The sequence below is a fragment of the Chitinophaga tropicalis genome (assembly GCF_009758205.1).
GTDB classification, from domain to species: Bacteria; Bacteroidota; Bacteroidia; order Chitinophagales; family Chitinophagaceae; genus Chitinophaga; species Chitinophaga tropicalis.
In genome coordinates this window covers 255,124-274,545 of the sequence record NZ_WRXN01000008.1, presented here as the reverse complement: position 1 = coordinate 274,545, position 19,422 = coordinate 255,124, and the positions used below count along the sequence as shown (strand labels likewise).

The following is a 19,422-nucleotide window of genomic DNA, read 5'->3' as shown; positions in this document are numbered from 1 at the left end:
AATTATGATAATTAGCGATAACAGTTTTAACTTTTTCTTTAATAAGAATATTTTTTTATAAAAGGGAAGGATTAATGGAAGCCTCTTTATCAGTCTTTTAGGGGTTTCTGCTAAAGTTAAAGGATAAGTAAAGGAAATAGGGTAAGCAGGGAGAATAGGGATGGTTTTACCCGAAGATGACCCTGACGGTCTGGTAAAAGGACAGTTTCTGGAATCCGGAGGGATCTGTGAGCTGGTCCCGGTTAAATCCGCGCAGACCAAAAAGACCGGCAGCGTTGCCCTTGTTAATGGCAATCTCCAGGTAGCCTGCAGCATTGAACATGGCAAGTTTATGCCCTTCCGGTACATCAGAGTATGTTTCACTCAGCTGGGTGATCACTTCATCACGGCGGAAGAAGATAGAGAACGGCCTGTTCTGGCGCTGTTCATCAAACTGGTGGCGTGTTATATTAACAACAACGTTCTCGAAGTTGTCAATATGAATGATCTGGCCATCAATATAATCCTGTCCTGTCATAGGTTGCAGGTTATTTTTGACGATGTAGCCGGTAGCAGGCTCGCCCAGTTCAGACAATTGTTTTCCTGCCTGCAGCTCCCTGTAAGCCTCCGCAAAGCGTCGCAGAACGGTGAAGGTATCTTTAGGCTGTTGTTTGTACAGCGGAAGTTTAACTACTTTTTCAGGTGCATTTCCTGCAATCATGGTTATCAGCCCGTTATCAGCGCATGCAATGTAGTGCCCGTTGTGTTCCGCCAGCAGCACGTGATCAGCTTTGCGGTCAAACAGATTTATCAGCACTATATGAAAGGTCCCTTTGGGATAATATGAGAAGGAACTCTTACAGATATATGTAGCCTGCGGCAGGTTGAAAGGAGATATCTGATGCGTAATGTCCATTACAGGGGCACCCGGACAGTGTTGCCACAGCTGCCCTTTGATGGCGCCTACCAGGTAGTCCTGTAACCCTATATCTGATGTTAATGTTATAATGGACATGCGTTGAAATCAATTGCCAGGTACCCAAAAAGAATGCCATTAAGGGATTGGCGTTATTTACAAGTGCAAAGAAAATTAAAATCTACATGTAGCCGTGTTTCAAACGTCAATACTTGTTCAGATGTGAATAACTATAAAAGGGCCGGGGTTGGGGGTTTTAGGGGCCTATAAGTAAAAAATCAAAGATTAAAAAGTAAAAGATGAAAATTTAAGCCGTTCATCGCCAGACTCTTGAAACTGCCTGCTGGCGCGGAACGGCTTAAATTCTTTTTTACTTAAGCGGAGACCCTGGTTCCTTTTTGAAGTGATTGTACACTAATCCGTCTGCTATTCCCGGTATCAGCTTACTTAACAGGACCGTGAGTTTGCCCTGCCCGGTAAGCACCAGTGTGCGCTTGCGTTTGTAAATAGCTTTGAGAATAGATTGTGCAACTGCTTCTGCACTCATCAGGCGACTTTCATCCAGCGGTGTTTCTCCCTGAGCCCGACCCTGTTCATTTAATGCTGTGTTGCGTATATTGGAAGCAGTGAATCCCGGGCACACCCACATTACGTTCACGCCTGTATGTAGATTCTCGGTGCGCAATGCCTCAAGAAATCCCTGCATGGCAAACTTGGAGGCGGAGTAACCGGTACGTCCCGGCAGGCCGCGGTAACCTGCTATCGATGATACGCCTACGATAGTACCATTGTTTGCCAGTACTGAAGGTAATGCATATTTGGTACAATACACCGTTCCCCAGAAGTTAATGTCCATTAATTGTTTGAGAACACTTACCTCCGCATCCCGGAACAGGGCCCGCATAGATATACCTGCATTGTTGATCAGTATATCCACTTTCCCCAGCCGTGTAATGACCTGGTCTATAAAACGTTTACAATCTTCTTCTTTGCTGACATCAGCCTGGTAGGTATAAAGACTATCCGTAGCCAGCTCCTGCTCCAGGGCCTGCAGGCTATCCTGCTTTCTCCCACATACGGCTACCCTGGCGCCCGCCTGCAGGAATGCCTCCGCCAGCGCCTTACCAATGCCGGACGTTCCCCCGGTTATGACTACAACTTTGTTTTGAAAAGAATGTTGCATTATTATTTTTTTGCAGACACAAAAATAGGCGGGTAAATGATATAATACCCTTTTTTGTTCAGCACAAAACAGAAATGTTTTAAAAAAAGTTGCCAAAAAGTTGGAGGGAATTAAAATATTATTACCTTTGCAATCCCAACGCAAAAAGGGAATGATTCCGTAGCTCAGTTGGTAGAGCAATACACTTTTAATGTATGGGTCCTGGGTTCGAGTCCCAGCGGGATCACAGGATTAACATATAAGCGCCCTGCAAGCCAATCACTTGCAGGGCGCTTTTTGTTCCGGCACAACGGCCATAGAACCTTCTTTTATGTACCACCACTAACCGCTATTTGTCCACTTTAATATCACCGAACAGTTTGGATTTAATTAAGTATATTTTTTGTTATCTGATTCCTCACCTTGAGGATATTGATTACCGGCAGGAGGAAAAAAAGATTTATTATAAAGAACGAAATGTCGAAGTAGAAGGATTTAGAGGCTGGCTTATATTTAATCAATTAGCATCGGGCACAAGAAGCATAATCGCCATGATCGGCGATTTAATTTGCCGCATTTATAGCATCAATCCAGCTTTAGAAGATCCCAGGAATTTCTCTGGCATAGTACTGATTGATGAGATTGACGTTCACTTGCACCCGAAGCTTCAAAAGTTATTCCCATCCTTGCTATCAGAATGTTTCCCCGACATACAATTTATTGCCACAACCCATAGCGTAATCCCATTTCTCGGAGCACCGCTAAATTCTGTATTTCTGAAGGTTTCTAAAACTAAAGGGGAGGGCTCGGTAGTAACAAGGCTGAATCTTGATATTAAGAACCTTTTACCCAATGTATTATTAACATCCTCGCTTTTTGATATGGATTCTATCGCACAGGTCAACAGCGAAGGTGTTCAGGAGATACGTACAGAAGATTCATATTCAGAATATCTGAAGAATAAAGAACTGAAAAAGAAATTAGAAGATTTTGAGAAGGGGGATCGGGATTTATTTGTTGCTAGCGTGCGAAAGATGTAATTCAAATAAAGGGGATAGTTTTCCTATCGAAGGAGAAAGAGTACATACACTTGTATTACAGGATAATAGAACTGTAACTGAAAGTTATAAAGTAGCGAATGGTGCGAACCTGTTAAATGAAAGACCATTGCTTCTAAATCCGGAAGTAGACTACGAACACGGTCCAAATATACACCAGCTTTATTTTGTCAGCACTGTCAGATGAACTATGAATCATTTATTTCTTTCGAAATCCCCTTTGGCTATTGGGAGGGCATTCCAAAAGAAATAAAGATTCAAATAAGCGGCAGATCAAGCCTAAACTCCTTTGTACAGGCTGTCGGACTAAATCTGAGCTATTTCAACTTAAAGGACGCGGAAATTTCCATCGATCATCTTACTACACCAATTCAGTAAACACCTCCAAAGGCAAACGCACTTTAGCTGCATTAACGTACGGGTCTTTTGCTTCATCACGATAACCCAGCGCTAGTAATACCATACTTCTCAGACCGTTCTCTTTTAATCCCAAAATCTCATCAAACTTAGGCGGATTGAAACCTTCCATTGGCGTGGTATCTATTTTTAATTCAGATGCTGTTGCAATGCCGGTGCCTAAACCAATGTAGGCTTGTTTAACTGTCCATATCAAATTCTCTTCCTGTGTTCTTCCTGTAATATGAGCTATCAATATATCTCTGAAACCTGTCAATGCTTCTGTCGGAAGGCCACGGGTGTTGGCCATACGCTGCACATATTCGTCAATGTGAGTTACCGACAGGTTCTACACCAATAAATGTGAAGCTTCAGAAATTTGTGGGTTAAATTCGCCTTCGGTTAGTTTTCGGCGGATTTCAGGGTTTTCGACCACGATTACGCGATAGGGCTGCAAGCCTGCCGATGAGGCCGAAAGATTGATGGCTTCCAGAACAGGTTTAACATCATTGTCACTTACTTTTTTGTCGCTGTACTTTTTTACGGCATAACGCCATTTTAATGATTCTGTTAAACTCATTCTATTTGTTTTTTAATTAACTAGCTCAAAACTGCCTTCATTTATTTTGTCATCAGTTGAAGTGGCTCCCCAGGGCAAGGTATTGTCTGACAAATAACCTACTTCCGCTATTCTGTTTCTGATTGATCAATAAGCTGCTGTAAAACGCATCCGGTGATGTTTGGGATTTTCTACTTCGTCAGCAATCACTACAGCCAGATCCTCGCCAGAAAGTAAGTTTTTACCGTTCTGATCCATTACCGGAAAATCAGTCCCTAAGCGGTATTTTCCTGTTCTGCCGGTGGTAATGCCCTGGTGCATTTCCAGCGCGGGACTGAAAAATGCCCAATCCAGTTCTTTTTCTTCTTTTATAATGTCCAGATAATCTTTCGCTGCTTTAGCCCCGGGATAAAAAGGCGAATCGCTTGGGAATGTGTCTATTATTTGTGGTCCGCCTTCTGATGCATAGAGACTTCCTGCACCACCAATAGTGATGAAACGTTTTACTCCGGAAAGTTTTACGGCTTCCTGAATAGCTTTAGAACCGGTAATAAAATCCTCGTAAATATTGGGATTTGTCCAACCCGGATTAAAAGAGTTCACTACCACGTCATGACCTTTTAAAGCTGTTGCCAATGCCGCAACGTTTGTTACGTCAATTGCCACGTAGCTTATATTGTCTTTTTTCGATGCTTTTTCCTGCCTTGAGATGCCTAAAACTTCAATGCCTCTGCTGGCTAATTCATTTGTAATATGGGCACCTACAAATCCGGTGGCACCGATAACTGCTACTTTCATCTTTTGAATATTTTATGTGGATTTAAAATGTTAATATCTTTTTATTCTATTTATTTTCGCTAAATCATGGTGCTCCAATAGATAGGTTTATCCTGCTTCATCTTATGATCTGTTTCATGCGGCAAATTTACTGTACATTTAATATATATTTTATAGTGATATACTTTTGTATAGTAATGACTCTCGGAAATGGAAATACTTCTTGATTTAAAAAGCATGGAAAAGTGTCCACAGTCATTTATGCTTGCTGTAAATGACACAGTGAACGTATTAACCGGAAAATGGAAGCTTCCGATTATGGCCTCGCTGATTTTCGGTAAAAAGCGGTTTAAAGAAATTGAACGGGAGATCCCAGGAATTACAGCAAGGATGTTGTCAAAAGAGCAGCGTGATCTGGAAATGAACGGCATTGTAACAAGAGCGGTTTACAATACCGTTCCTGTTACGGTGGAATACGAGTTTGCCCAATTGGGCAGGGCGTTCAAAAAGGTGATGGACGCTATGGTGGAATAGGGAATTGAGCATCGGAAAGTATCCCTTAGAGTAAGGAGATAATATGGGCCTATTTTATATTACCCGGTTCAATTTTCTTTTTGTATTCTTTCTGGTTGCGGAAGATTATTACTTCAGTAGTTGTTCCAATAACTGATAAGCGGGCTTCTAACAGGTCACGTAGTTTATTGATTGTTTTGTAATTAAATGACAGGATTACATCATTGGCCTGCAAAAAAACTGAAGCTCCTGATCCGGAGGCCACTTCTACAACAAGCACACCACGCATACTATCCATCCCTGTGGCAGAGCGTTCTCCAAGCGTATTCAGGTTCTTTACTCTGGCCCCCATAAAATCAATTATTTCGTTATTGTTCATGTTATCGGGTGCAATAACGGTGGGGAATTGCACTCTCTTGGCTAACAATTTCAGTTTGGAAGAGATCACTCCGAAGCTGTCCATTGCGAAATTATTGAAACCTGTAGAAAAAGCAATGGACCCATCAGTCAGGCGAAAATCCCCTTTCTGTGGGGCCCTGAAGGAGAGTTTTCCGTATACAGAATGTTTATCTGTACCACGGCTCCATGCTTCCCGGAGAGAAACAGAATCGGGGAAGACGTTATAATCGGTTTCCTTCCCCCAAACTTTGATCCCAATAGGCTGATATCCCGTTGAAACAATATTGTGACGAAATACATCGTTACTATTTTTAAACCACACATGGGGATGGAATGTATTATTGATCATAATGTTATTTTCCACCACCCTGTTCACTCCTTCGCGGAGCTTTATACCGCCATTCAGACACAGGTTGTTATAGATCAGGTAATTACTGGACCCGTCGTCCAGGTCAATGTCCCAACCATGGTCGCACCGCATACGGTTATTGCGAAGAATGATGGGTTTCACTACATCCAGCATAGTAAGCTCAAAGTTGGTTGTCACAATGGAGTCAAGTATATTTTTGTCCGGGTGCCAGTAACGGTCGCGGCCCCAGGAGTTAAATGATCCATGGTCGCCACTTTCCTTCACTGTATTGAATATGTCATTGTACTCGATAATGTGGCCTCCCCAGGTTCCTTCACTAACATTGATCCCAGCACGGGGAACATCGTAGATAGTGTTATGGCTTACCATGATACTCTGACACATGGATAATTCTACTCCGGCACATTGTTTCTCTACATAACCAAGGTCAAATATCAGGTTGTCATAAATTTTGCAGTCTGCAGGATAGTTATTGGTTAGAGGACCAGGAGTACGGTCTATTTGCGGCAACGGTACAAATTCATTATACTCAAAACTTGGAGAACGCACAGCCTTAGGGTCACCAACAAAACAGATTGCGCTAGCCCCAATACTGGAAATCAAACATCCTGAGACCTCGCAATTCCGGTTAAAGTTATTAAAGAAAATAGCATTGCCCCCAAGATTATGGAGAGTACAGTCTGCGAGACGGCAATGTACCGCCCCATTGTAGAATACTGCTCCTCCACGGTAAATGGTCCAGTCACTACGCAATAATGGTTCCTGGTTTTGCATAAAAGTGCGTAGTGTTTGTGTAAAAGTAATACCGGTTATATCAATATTGCTCACAGGATTTGCTTCCGTACCCTTGAATTCTATTAAATGAGTAATTTGAGGACTCGCAAATTTTGCTGTCTTTATATTAAGACCTTTGGGTGGGAAGTAATATAAGACCTTTGTTATTTTATCATAGAACCATTCATTTGCGGTATCCAGTTCTTCAAAGATATTTTCGACAAAGCGATACTGGGGGTGCATGCCCATTCGCCGGTTATTTTGCCAGCCGCCTTCAAGAGACAATTCTCCCTCGTTATTTACCCCTTTAATGATATAATGAAAATCACCCCATTCAAAACGGTGCAGAGCATGCACATATCCTCCTTCAGGCGACTTCCAGTGGGCCACATGTTCTTTATCAGTTGCATTGGAAGCAGTTCCACCTAGGAAACGGCTGGAGGAGGAATAGTTTGGATATCGTGCCATGCGTTGTAACTGTCCGTTCACAATCAGTTCATCAAAAATAAGATCGCCCTCTATTCCTGTCTGCCAGACCCCATTTTTATATTCTTTCCACTTCAGGTTATTTAAAGTAACTCCGCCACTGATAATTGCTTTTTGATTTTCTACATTGGTCAGAGTAAGTGTCTCACCTTCTTTCCTGGAATCAGCAGGAGTAAAGACTATAGGACTGCTTAAACGATAAATACCTCCGTAGAGTTTAATTGTAACAGCCCCAGGCGTTTTACGGGCCATTGACAAAGCTTTGTTTATCGAAGCAAATGGACGGGCTTTTGTACCAGGGTTGGTATCAGCGCCCGCAGAAGAAACGTAAAAACTGGTTTGCGAGAGCGCCGATACCGGGCATAAAAGGATTATAAGGATAGATATTCTTCTTAATACATTCATAAAGCAAAGTACACAATACATTGTAACACTATTCAGTTATTAGAACAGCTTCCATACTTTTAAGAGCTTCAGAAGAAGCCTTTAACCGGATTTCACCTGCAGTTTTATCAGTTTGCACTAAAACCTGGCAATATCCATTAAAAGCCTTTCGCTGATTGGCTTTATCAGGTTCATGACTACTGGGATCGCCGTTGCCTGTTCCAATTATTCTGCCAGGCCCCTCAATAGTAAACTTAACAAGATTATTAGCTGTTGGTACCAACCGCCCCTTAGCATCTTTAATGGCAATATTTATAATGGCAACATCACAGCCATCAGCCTGGAGCACATTGCAATCACTCTTCAATACTACCTGAGCCGGAGCTCCGGAGGTTTCAGTAATTTCTTTAGCTATAGCTTTTCCAGCTTTGTAACCCCTGGCTTCCAGTTTGCCGGGTTGATATTCTACCTCCCATTCAAACCTGTTAAAGGGAACCACCTGCTTTTTGCCGGCACTCCTGCCATTGATAAATAATTCAACTTCGTCACAGTTACTATACCCCTGTACTTTTACCTTTTGTCCTTCTTTTCCCTGCCAATTCCAGTGAGGAAACACATGCACTACTGGTTTATTGGTCCAGGCGGCCTGGTAAGCGTAATACCCATCTTTCGGGAAACCGCAGATATCCATAATGCCAAAGTGCGAAGTTACGCACGGCCATTCGTAGGGAGTTGGCTCACCACGATAGTCAAAGCCCGTCCAGGCAAACATACCGTTAAGGTAAGGGTATTGAACGATATGTTCCCAGTCTTTACCCGGTAACATACCCCATCCAACACCATTTCCAAGATTTGAGACATAACCTTTCTCTCTATTATCTTCATACTCGCCACGTGTTGACACGAAACTCGTAGATTCAGTAACAAACATTTTTCTTTCCGGAAATTTTTCATGGTCTTTGACATACTGCATATCCCTTTGTCCATAATTATAGCCGGTAACATCAAGCAAATCACTATATCCGCTATCATTCCAGCCATGGTTCATCGCAGTAGTTACGGGGCGCGTAGGGTCAATACTATGGGTGATATGGACCATCGTTTCAAGTATCCGGGTTCCTGTTATATTTCCCTGAAGCGGTTCTTCATTCTCCAGGCTCCACATGAATACCGAAGGATGATTCCGGTCTCTGTAGAGTAATGCTTTCAAATCTTTCATACCATCTTCCGTACTTGATAGCAGCCGGTTTTCATCTAACACGAGCATACCAAGCCGGTCACATGCCTCCAGCAGTTCGGGTGTGGGCGGATTATGGGCTGACCGGTAACCGTTGCAGCCCATTTCTTTCAATAATTTTATTCTATAATTATTTATTTTGTCAGGAACAGCAACTCCAACTCCTGCAAAGTCCTGGTGATTAGCAGTACCTTTTATAGGATATAGCTTACCGTTGAGGAAAACTCCTGCATTAGTGACTTCAATAGTTCTTACCCCAAAAGTAGTTTCGTAGTTATCTATGATTATTCCGTTTTCTTTCACCTCAGTTAGTATTTTGTAAAGGTTGGGGCTTTCGGGAGACCAAAGTAAAGGCCTTTGAATTCCCCCTTTTTGAGATATTTCAACCTCGTTAAAGGGAGTTATTGTCTGGGTTGAGGTTTGCGTATTTAACAAGGTACCTTTGCCATCTATAATTTTTGAGGTGAGGGTAATATTCTTAATCACTTTGCCCTCGTTCTGCAAAGTAGTTTTAATATCTACAACGGCTTCGCTTCCCGATACTGCAGGAGTGGTAACATATGTTCCAAACCTGCCCACATGAAGTTTTCCTGTTTTAATAAGCCATACATGCCTGTAAATGCCACAACCTTCGTACCACCAGCCTTCATAGTCAGTAGCGTCTACTTTCACGAGTATTACATTTTGACCTTCATTGCCATAACGTAATATATCGGTAAGATCATAATTGGAAGGGGTATAACCACTCTGATGATTACCAATAAGATGGCCATTCAGCCAAACAGTGCTGTTCCTGAAAATTCCATCAAATTCGATAGAAATCTTTTTCCCTTTATCGGTTTCCGGTATTGCAAATTCCTTTCTGTAAAATCCAATACCTACTGGTAAGTAACCGTTAGCAGCAGGCTGGCTACCTATGGTGTTGTCATGAACGAAAGCCCCCTCTACACACCAGTCATGCGGTAGGTTTACCATGGTCCAGTCTGAAGATTTAAAAGGTGCAACTTTGTTTTTGTCGGAATATGCAATTGTGGTATCTTCTCCCGTTATAACTTTTACTTTAGAATCAGTAAGCCCACCATATTTACCTGCTTTGACGGCCCGCTTCATTGCAATGTCTCCTTTGTGGAATTGCCAGCCGGCATCGAAGTTTTCCCTGGATCTTTTGGATATTGCCTCATTCTGTACATGTTGGGCTGAAGCAGTTAGTAATAATACAGAATGAATTATTAGCATGAGTATTCCCGACCTTTGAATGTTCCTGATCATATGTTATACTTTTCTTTATGTACCTGTAACTAAATATTATGTCTATGGGTCATAATGATTAATTCAAAATTATTGCGTTGAAAGATTTTTTTTTTGATAAAAAAAGACTTTTTTTGTTCTGAAACAGATCTTTTAGAGAGCTGTGTAGAACAATGACTATGAATAAGCATGTATTGAGACATAACCTTTCAATGCTGAATGCGGATTATGTAAAGCTGGATACCAAGTGGAATTACAATAATGTGATTAGCCCGTATCATAGAATTTATTACATTGATGAAGGTGAAGGTGAAATTTCCAGTGCCGGGCTAACCTTAAAATTAGAACCAGGATATTTATATATTATCCCGAGTTTTACTTTATGCAATTTATGTTGCCGGAGCTATCTCAGCCAATACTTTGTTCAGTTTTTTGAAGAAGCCTCTGATGGAACTTCATTGTTCTTAAATATCAGGCTCATTAATAAAGTAAAAGCAACAGATATAGATGTGCTTAATTTTAAGCGGCTGCTTGTAATAAACCCGGGAAGAGGAATTAACAGATCGGATAATCCAAGAGTTTATGAGAAAGTTCCATATTATAAAGAATATCAGAAATTGAATAGCTATCAAAGTTTATCAGATTTCCTGGAAACACAGGGTATTCTGCTGATGCTGTTATCAAGGTTTGTAATACCCGGAAAAACTTTTGTAGGGGAACCAGAGGCTATCCCTGTTAAGATTATGGACACAATGAAATATATTCTCGTAAACCTGCATCTGACACTGTCGGTTAATATGCTGGCAAAAAGAGTTAACCAAAACCCTGAGTATTTTTCCAGGTCATTTGAACGTTATACAGGCATTCGCCCATTGACCTATATAAATGATAAACGGATAGAACGGGCGCAACATATTATGGCAACAAGCCAGGTTTCCAATGCAGAGATTGCAGAGCTTACCGGTTTTAAAAGCCTCTCCCAGTTTTCAAGGATTTTTAAAAAAGTAACGAAAATATCCCCCCGTAATTACAGGCAGCAGATTGCGAAAAAACAAATGGATACCAGGGATATCTGATTATAGTCTGCTACTCTGAAGCTGCAGGCTTTATCCTGTTATTTTAAGGGGTATAATACTACTTTCACGATTTTATAGTATTTTATGATGGATCCATAGTAGCCGGATAAAAACTTATTTTTAATTATTCTGCGTTAGAAACAAGCTTGAACTCATTTCTTATGAAATCTGTCAGGGTAATATATTTACTACATTTAACGATTTGTTTTCTCCATATTTCGTCTCTCTGTTTTGGCCAGTTGGTAGCTTCAAATATCAGTACACCGGAAGGACTGTCAAATTTTACTGCTAAGACTCTTTATCAGGACAGTCAGGGACTCGTTTGGATAGGTACTAATGATGGCCTGAACTACTATGATGGAAAGGACTTTACTGTGTACAGAAACCGTCCGAATGACAGTACTTCCATCGTGGGTAACTGGATTACTGGTATTACAGAAGATACAACAGGGCATCTTTGGGTTGCTACCCGGCAGGGAGTCAGCATTTTTGAAAAGGTTACAGGCTTTTTCAAGCATGCTGTGCTCAATGAGAATGGCGTTAATCGGGCATTGCAGTATGTTACAGGGGTTGTGTGTACGGGACGGGACGCATACGCATCGACCGAAGGAACCGGGGTCGTGGCTTTTTTTAACCTGGGTCAATCAGGTACCCGGATTCCGGTTAAGATAAGAGACCGGCAAGAATATGACTATAAGGTACTCTTCATTGCAAAGGATAGTAGCGGGACTCTTTGGGCTTTGATACAAGGCAAAGGGTTGTTCTCTTTTGATAAAGAAAACAGATGCCTTGTGCTAAAGGAGCCATCACTGAAGGGAGCAACCTGTATGGAAGTGGAACAAGGGAAGATATGGCTGGGAGATGGGGAGGGTGTTACAGAGTATGATATCAGAACCCGGGCTGTCAGGAGACTTTATAATAAAACGGTTGCCAGACGTACGGGAGAACGTATTACGGCTATCAAGGCAGACAAAGAGCATAATCTCTGGCTGGCGGTTAATTCCTGCGGACTTTTTGTACTGGAACCAGTTAAAGGAACTGTACATCCGGTAAATACTACATATCCGCTCGGCGACAGGATTGAATCAGTTTATTGCCTGCAGAGAGATAGTGATGGCAGGATGTGGGCCGGTACTATTAAAAAAGGGATATTTCTTTTCGATCCAGGCAGAAATGATTTTGGGACCTATGCTTATCAGGCAGCCAGTGGGAAAGTGCTTGCCGATAATGTTGTTTTCTCCATTGAAGAAAGTATGGATAACGTATTATGGGTAGGTACCGATGGTAAAGGCCTGCACCGATGGGACAGAGGCTCTGGACACTTTGACAGCTATATTGCTTTGCCCGGCGTACAGGGACATTTGAGCGGGAACGCTATTTGTGATATGGTCTGCACTCCTGACGGCGACTTATGGCTGGCAACTTCTGCAAACGGAATATCGAGGTACAGATCTGAAGGAGGAGCTTTCAGGCAGTACGAATGTAATAATCCTTCCGTGGGGAAATCCAACAGTGTGTTTTCAATTGCAGCCACTTCAGACGGCTATATATGGGCAGGTACGTTGAAGAACAATGGTGGCCTTGGAGCACTTTACAGGTATCAGCGGGAAAAAGACAGGTTTGAAGTGTTTGACCCTTCATTGTCAGATCTTATGGTGCTTAAGGAATTGCCTGATAGTACATTCTGGGGTGGGAATCTCCATGAGGTAGTGCTGATAGACAAGACGGCTGCAAAAAGACACCGCCGTTTTGAGATTGGGTGCATAGTAAGATCAGTATGTGAAGCAGGGCCAGGTAAGCTATGGGTAGGGACTGAAGGTAATGGTTTATTATTACTGGACCTTCTTACCGGCAAAATTGTGAAACAATATACATCTGCTGATGGTCTCTGCAATGATGCTGTGCTGAATATAGTTAAGGATGGGGCTGGCCGTTTGTGGATGGGGACTGCCTATGGTCTTGCCTGTTTTGTTCCGGGAAAGGTCGGTTTTATGAATTATTACAGAGAGGATGGCCTGCCCGCCAACCAATTCAGTTTTCATGCGGCTCGCCGCCTGGCAGACGGGAAGATGGCATTTGGATGCGCTCAGGGGTTGATCATTTTTAATCCCCTGGATATCCATCCCCCTAAAAAACCATCAACACCTGTGGTTATAATGGTAAGAGTTGCCGGGCAACCTCTTTCCAGAAGCTCTGCTACGTGGAGATCAGATCCGGAAAAAGGAACCGGGCGGCTGACGCTTCCATTTGAAAGTGCAAGTCTGGTACTTGATTATACAGCTCCTGAATTTACATCTCCGGGGCAATTGAGATATAGCTATTACCTGGAAGGTTGGGACAAGGAGTGGAATGATGCTGGCGTTCTTCAATCTGTTGCATATTCCGGTCTGAGGGAAGGGGAGTACAAGTTGAAGATAAGAGTACGAACTATCAGTGGTGAATGGGGCGAAGAGATGCAGCCTATCCTGATTACCGTGTTCCCTCCCTGGTACCGGAGCTGGTGGGCTTATTGCCTCTATCTTCTTTCGGGATTCCTTTCTATAGGCTTTTATGTAAGTTACAGAGCAAGGCAGAAACGGCTGCTTTATGAAGTGAGGATAGCCAGGCTCACTGCCGATACAGAAAAAGCAGAAAAGGAGAAGCGACAGGCTGAACTGGAACGAAAAGAAGCTGAACATGCAGCTGCAAACGCTGAACGGGAAAAAGAAAAGATACTTATCGAAAGCGAGAGGGAATTAAATGAACGCAGGAAAGATTTTTTTACCAGTATTTCGCATGAATTTCGCACTCCGCTGACTCTGATCGTCAACCCGGTTAAAAAGTTACAAGAGGTCGTACACCCTGCCGGACAAAAGGAAATCCTGAATACTATTTACCTGAACTCCAAACGTTTACTGAGCCTGGTAGATCAATTGCTGCTTTTCAATAAATCAGAAAGCGGATTTGATACACTCAGGGTCTCCAGACTGGACCTGGGGGAGATCTGCAAGGAAGTGTTCAGGTGTTTTGTTAGTCAGGCTGCCGCCAGGAAAATATCCTTTACGTTTGAATGTGCATTTAACGATATCCCTGTATATGCAGACAAGATGAAGCTGGAGATCATCCTGTTCAACCTTTTGTCGAATGCGATCAAGTTCACGCCAGAAGGTGGCAACGTTGCCCTGCGGATTGAAAATAGCGATGGGACATATAATATATATGTGAGCGACACTGGTGAAGGGATTCTTCCAGCATTGGGTAATCAATTATTTAAAAAATTCGGACAGGCTGTTCAGGGCGGAACAACCAGGAAAACCGGCTTTGGAGTTGGGTTATACCTGGCCCGGGCATTTGCTGAGGCTCATAAGGGGAGTCTTTCGTTTGAAAGCCGTCTGGGGGAAGGAACAATTTTCAGGCTTGCATTAAAAAAGGAGGATTCACATTTTCAGCTAGAGGAAATCATGCCGGACAGCAAGGAGCAGGAGAGCCTGGTAGGTGAATTGTACCTGGATTCAGGCGCGACTGCTGCCACCAGCAAACAAGAGACCAGCCCGGTAGAAGATCTTGCAGCAGCGAAGTATAGTTTGCTGGTCATAGATGATGACTCGCAGATGCTTCGTTACCTGGCTGATATTTTCCGGGGAAACTACCGCGTATTTGAAGCTTGTGATGGCGCCGCCGGCCTTAAAATAGCCGGAATGCACAGGCCGGATCTGATCATTTCTGACATACATATGGGAGGGATCAGCGGCATTGACCTGTGTCGCACATTGAAGGAAGTACCGGAAACGGCGCATATCCCGGTGATCCTCCTTACCGGCAGTCAATCAGATGCCTTGCGGCTGGAAGGGGTAGAAGGTGGTGCGGATGATTACATTACCAAACCGTTCGATGCAGACCTGCTGTTTGCCAGGGTGACAAGCATTATTAAAGCCCGGAAAGGGCTTCAGCAATATTTCCTGAATGAGGTAACCCTTCAGAACAATGATTTTAAAATTTCAGCAGAATATCGTCAGTTCCTGGAAACCTGCATTGAGGTGGTTGGCAGACATCTGGATGATGAAGAGTTTGAGATCAGGGACCTCGCAAAAGAAATGGGAATGAGCTATTCCACTCTTTATAACCGCATCAAAGCTATTTCGGGACTGTCTGTAAATGCCTTTATTCGCTATCTCAGGCTTAGAAAAGCTGCCGAAATGCTGGTGAAGACTGATATGAGGGTTAACCAGGTTGCCTTTAGTACCGGATTCAACCACCTCCCTTATTTCAGAAAATGCTTTTTGCAGCTCTTCGGAATGACCCCTTCAGAATATGTCAAAAAATACAGAGATCGTCTCGGAGATAACTTCTCTATTAATAAAAACTCCTTTACCTGATATCCTCTTCAAGCAAAAAGACTCCTTTTAAGAACTATTTGATGGAATTTTATAAAAATACGCCCCTTTTTTAAGAATCTGTGTACCCTGTTAGTTGATCAAAAGGGCAAACTTGTGCCTGGATCAAAAATGAATCCACTTTATCAGCCAAACTAAACTTACCACGCTATGTATATTTTAAATTCCACGAGCGGCATGGGAGATGTAATGCTGCTTTTCAAGAGGGCTAACCACTGTACACAGTACTTAAAAAAGATCAGTTTAAGATTTTCCTGCAATCAATCCGGGTGAGGATGCAAAAAAATTACATAAGGACGAAGCCCTGACCCAGGCTCTAATAATAATCATCTACACCTTGGTTTCAATGTATGCCGTCAACTGACCGGCAATCAATGATTTGAAAATTTACGACTACGTATGAAAAATAAAATTAAAAAGTACTGGGTTATGCTCTTTAGGGCAGGTATCGCTATCTGTAGCTTTATGCCAGTACATGTGACTGCCATGATCAACATAGATTCAATAACCCAGCAATCAGTACCATTAACCAGCATTAATACTCCCGAAAACAGGCAGTCTGTACCGGTTCCGGTTGCAGATACCGGTAGAATTACAGTTACAGGCACCTTGCGTGACAGTACGGGTATTACGCTTCCTGGCGTCACAGTATCTATAGAAGGCTCTGCATCAGGCACCGTAACCAATGAAAATGGAATGTACGTACTTAAGGTTCCGGTCGGTAAACGTCTTGTATTCAGTTATATTGGATACCAGCAGGTAACAGTATTGGTAATGCCTTCCAGTACAAAGATCGACATCGTACTGAAAAAAACTTCCTCCCGCCCCCTGGATGAGGTGGTAGTAACTGCATTTGGGAGAAAACAGCGACGGGAGGCCGTAGTAGGTTCCGTTACTACTATTCAACCGGAGCAGTTACGTATTCCTGCCAGTAACCTGACAAACGCATTAGCTGGACAGGTAGCCGGCGTAATTGCATATCAGCAGAGTGGGCAACCTGGTCTTGATAACTCCAATTTTTTCATCAGGGGAGTAACTACGTTCGGTTATCGCCAGAATCCGCTTATCCTGATTGACAATGTGGAACTTTCTACAGAGGATCTCGCCAGGTTACAGGTAGAGGATATTGAAAGCTTTTCCATATTAAAAGATGCCAGCGCCACAGCATTATACGGTGCAAGGGGGGCCAATGGCGTGGTACTGGTAACTACCAGATCGGGTAAGGAAGGCAGTGCCAGAATTAATATCCGTACAGACCAGTCAATATCTGAACCTACTAAAAGCATAAAGCTGGCAGATCCGGTTACTTATATGCGCATGTATAACGACGCGCTGATGACCCGCGATCCCCAAGCAATACCTTTTTATACAGAGGATGACATTTACAACAGGGAACAGACACTTATAAACGCGCCGGGAAGTAATAAATATGTATACCCGGTGGTTGACTGGCTGGACCTGATGTTTAAGAAAAGTACAACTACCCGGCGTGCAACCATGAATGTAAGTGGTGGAGGTAAGGTGGCCAGATATATGGTATCTGCATCTCTGAGTAATGACAATGGCATATTGAAGAAAAACCCGATGAATAGTTTTAATAATAATGTAAACTTTAAAAATTATCAGCTAAGGTCCAATATAAATATCAACATTTCGAAGAATACTGAGCTGATTGTCCGGTTATGGGGTAATTTTAATGACTATAATGGTCCTATTACCCAGGATGCCTCCTTCTCCACTGATCTGTATAACATGGCAACTCATACCAGCCCCGTATTGTTCCCTGCATACTACCAACCGGATACTGCTAATTTTAAAGTGCAGCATATACTTTTTGGTAACAATACCGGCAATACTACCAATACCAGCAATGTCGGTTTTCAGAATCCATATGCTGAATTGCTTAGAGGATACAAGAGATTTTCTCAATCAAGAATGTCTGCAACCCTGGAGTTAGATCAGAAACTTGACATAATTACCCCCGGGTTAAGATTTCACGGGTTTTTCTCTACGAACAGATATTCCCTGTTTGCCAACCAGATGGCGTATAATCCGTTCTATTACACTATCCGGCCTCAGGACTATGACCGTTCTGCCAATACATACAAACTTTACTGGTTGAATTCCGCTACCAATAGTAGTCCTATTCCTACAGAATACTTGAATTATACAGCTATAAGTACAAGTGCCAACACATTTGTTCAATTTCAGGGACAGTTCGACTACAGCAAGAAAATAGATGATCATAGCATAGAGGCTTCCTTGATCGGCGTACGTCAGCAAACGCTTAATTCGGATGCGTCTACATTACAGGAGGCTTTGCCGTACCGCAATCTCAATATAGCCGGCAGAGTGTCATACAATTACCAAAGCAGGTATTTTATAGAGCTTAATGCCGGATATAATGGCTCGGAACGCTTTTCGCAAAATAACCGTTTCGGCTTTTTCCCCACTGTGGGAACATCATGGATAGTATCGAATGAAAAATTCTGGGATGGCCCCATTACCAACATTATAACCAGTTTGAAATTAAGGGGCAGCTTTGGTTATACAGGTAATGATGCCATCAGTAGTCAACGTTTCTTCTATTTGTCAGACGTAAACCTGCAGGGAGGTAATGGTGCTTTCTTTGGTGTAGATAATGGTTATTCGAGACCGGGAGTAGTGATTAAGAATTATGAGAACCGGAATATCACCTGGGAGAGAGCGCAGATTGCCAACGAGGCTATTGAATTGACCTTATTCAAGAGCTTAAGCCTGGTAGCAGAATACTGGCAGCAGAACCGTACCAATATATTAATGAAACGTAATATTCCTGCAAGTGCAGGTTTGGAAGCTGATATAAATGCCAATGTTGGTACGGCAAAAATTAAAGGGCTGGATCTTACCCTGAACTACAAGCACAAGTTGTCTGAAAAAGCCTGGGTAGAGTTTATGTCAAACCTTACTTATTCCCAGGGAAGATATGGAAGGTATGAAGAACCCGCGTATGCAGAACCCTGGCGCTACCGTTCAGGGACCTTGCTGGGACAATCTTATGGTTATATAGCAGAACGTCTTTTTGTAGATGATAAGGAAGCCTCGGCGTCACCATCGCAATTGTTTGGCGGTAATGCTCCGTTAGGGGGCGATATTAAATACAGGGATGTAAATAACGATGGCGTAATTACTGCAGCAGACATGGTACCGGTTGGTTATCCTACTTCACCGCAGATTGTATATGGATTTGGAGTTTCGTTCGGTTACAGGGCTCTTGATATTAATGCACGTTTCCAGGGACAGGCGCGTTCAACATTTTTTATTAACCCGACATCAACAAGCCCCTTTATTCCTGGTGGAGGAACTGCTACCGGTCTGGCCCAGGTACTGAAAGTATATGCAGACAGTCATTGGTCTGAAGACAACCAGGACCTGTATGCTATCTATCCCCGGTTGGGAACTAATACAAACCAGATATCCAACAACCTGCAACCAAGCACCTGGTGGATGCGTGATGGTAGCTTCCTGAGGTTAAAAATGGTAGAAGTGGGATATACACTTCCCCGGGATATAGCCAGAAGGCTTGCCTTGAACTCCTGCAGGATTTTTGTCAGCGGGCTCAATCTCTTCAATTTCACCAGATTTAAATATTGGGATATAGAGCAGGGAGGAAATGCATTCAGCTATCCATTACAACGGGTATATAATCTCGGTATTAACGTGAACTTTTTATAAT

At 42.7% G+C, this 19,422-nt stretch carries 12 protein-coding genes and 1 tRNA gene; 6 read left to right on the top strand and 7 right to left on the bottom strand.

Translation table 11 applies throughout. The features are described 5' to 3' along the window. Positions 1 to 166: 166 nt before the first annotated feature. Complete coding sequence (locus GO493_RS19010) at positions 167 to 994, bottom strand: SAM hydrolase/SAM-dependent halogenase family protein (RefSeq protein ID WP_157307810.1); 828 nt, start codon at positions 992 to 994, stop codon at positions 167 to 169. 271 nt (positions 995 to 1,265) lie between these two features. Beyond that, entirely contained in the window at positions 1,266 to 2,078 is an 813-nt protein-coding gene (locus tag GO493_RS19005) for an SDR family oxidoreductase (protein ID WP_157307809.1), read from the bottom strand. A 153-nt stretch (positions 2,079 to 2,231) separates the two neighbouring features. On the opposite strand from GO493_RS19005, the gene GO493_RS19000 reads away from it, so the two are divergent. Both GO493_RS19000 and GO493_RS18995 read left to right on the top strand, forming a co-directional pair. Beyond that, positions 2,232 to 2,304, top strand: a tRNA-Lys gene (locus GO493_RS19000). A 133-nt stretch (positions 2,305 to 2,437) separates the two neighbouring features. Next, on the top strand, positions 2,438 to 3,097 hold the full coding sequence (locus tag GO493_RS18995; protein WP_157307808.1) for an AAA family ATPase: 660 nt from the start codon (positions 2,438 to 2,440) through the stop codon (positions 3,095 to 3,097). Positions 3,098 to 3,476: 379 nt separating this feature from the next. On the opposite strand, the gene GO493_RS30890 is transcribed toward GO493_RS18995, so the two are convergent. The 3 genes from GO493_RS30890 to GO493_RS18985 all read right to left on the bottom strand — a co-directional run bounded on the left by GO493_RS30890 (position 3,477) and on the right by GO493_RS18985 (position 4,868). After that, the gene (locus tag GO493_RS30890) at positions 3,477 to 3,821 is read right to left on the bottom strand and encodes a nitroreductase family protein (RefSeq protein WP_198315767.1); all 345 of its coding nucleotides are present in this window, start codon (positions 3,819 to 3,821) and stop codon (positions 3,477 to 3,479) included. Positions 3,822 to 3,860: 39 nt separating this feature from the next. Further along, positions 3,861 to 4,091 carry a nitroreductase family protein gene (locus GO493_RS30885; protein WP_198315766.1) on the bottom strand — a complete coding sequence of 77 codons (231 nt, stop codon included), beginning with the start codon at positions 4,089 to 4,091 and terminating at the stop codon, positions 3,861 to 3,863. 126 nt (positions 4,092 to 4,217) lie between these two features. Next, positions 4,218 to 4,868, bottom strand: a complete 651-nt coding sequence (locus GO493_RS18985; protein ID WP_157307807.1) for an NAD(P)-dependent oxidoreductase — start codon at positions 4,866 to 4,868, stop codon at positions 4,218 to 4,220. Positions 4,869 to 5,057: 189 nt separating this feature from the next. Between GO493_RS18985 and GO493_RS18980 the strand changes: the two genes are divergently transcribed. Beyond that, positions 5,058 to 5,381: a winged helix-turn-helix transcriptional regulator gene (locus GO493_RS18980; protein ID WP_157307806.1), complete on the top strand. Its 324-nt coding sequence runs from the start codon at positions 5,058 to 5,060 to the stop codon at positions 5,379 to 5,381. 49 nt (positions 5,382 to 5,430) lie between these two features. On the opposite strand, the gene GO493_RS18975 is transcribed toward GO493_RS18980, so the two are convergent. After that, entirely contained in the window at positions 5,431 to 7,641 is a 2,211-nt protein-coding gene (locus tag GO493_RS18975; protein WP_198315765.1) for a PDZ domain-containing protein, read from the bottom strand. Between the two features lie 181 nt (positions 7,642 to 7,822). Next, complete coding sequence (galA, locus tag GO493_RS18970; protein WP_157307804.1) at positions 7,823 to 10,279, bottom strand: beta-galactosidase GalA; 2,457 nt, start codon at positions 10,277 to 10,279, stop codon at positions 7,823 to 7,825. Between the two features lie 158 nt (positions 10,280 to 10,437). Between galA and GO493_RS18965 the strand changes: the two genes are divergently transcribed. The 3 genes from GO493_RS18965 to GO493_RS18955 all read left to right on the top strand — a co-directional run bounded on the left by GO493_RS18965 (position 10,438) and on the right by GO493_RS18955 (position 19,421). After that, a complete protein-coding gene (locus GO493_RS18965; RefSeq protein ID WP_157307803.1) occupies positions 10,438 to 11,334 on the top strand; it encodes a helix-turn-helix domain-containing protein in 897 nt (298 codons plus the stop codon). Positions 11,335 to 11,495: 161 nt separating this feature from the next. Further along, positions 11,496 to 15,689, top strand: coding sequence for a hybrid sensor histidine kinase/response regulator transcription factor (locus GO493_RS18960; RefSeq protein ID WP_157307802.1), 4,194 nt, complete (start codon positions 11,496 to 11,498; stop codon positions 15,687 to 15,689). A 447-nt stretch (positions 15,690 to 16,136) separates the two neighbouring features. After that, the gene (locus GO493_RS18955; RefSeq protein ID WP_232538896.1) at positions 16,137 to 19,421 is read left to right on the top strand and encodes a SusC/RagA family TonB-linked outer membrane protein; all 3,285 of its coding nucleotides are present in this window, start codon (positions 16,137 to 16,139) and stop codon (positions 19,419 to 19,421) included. The last annotated feature ends 1 nt before the right edge of the window (position 19,422 follow it).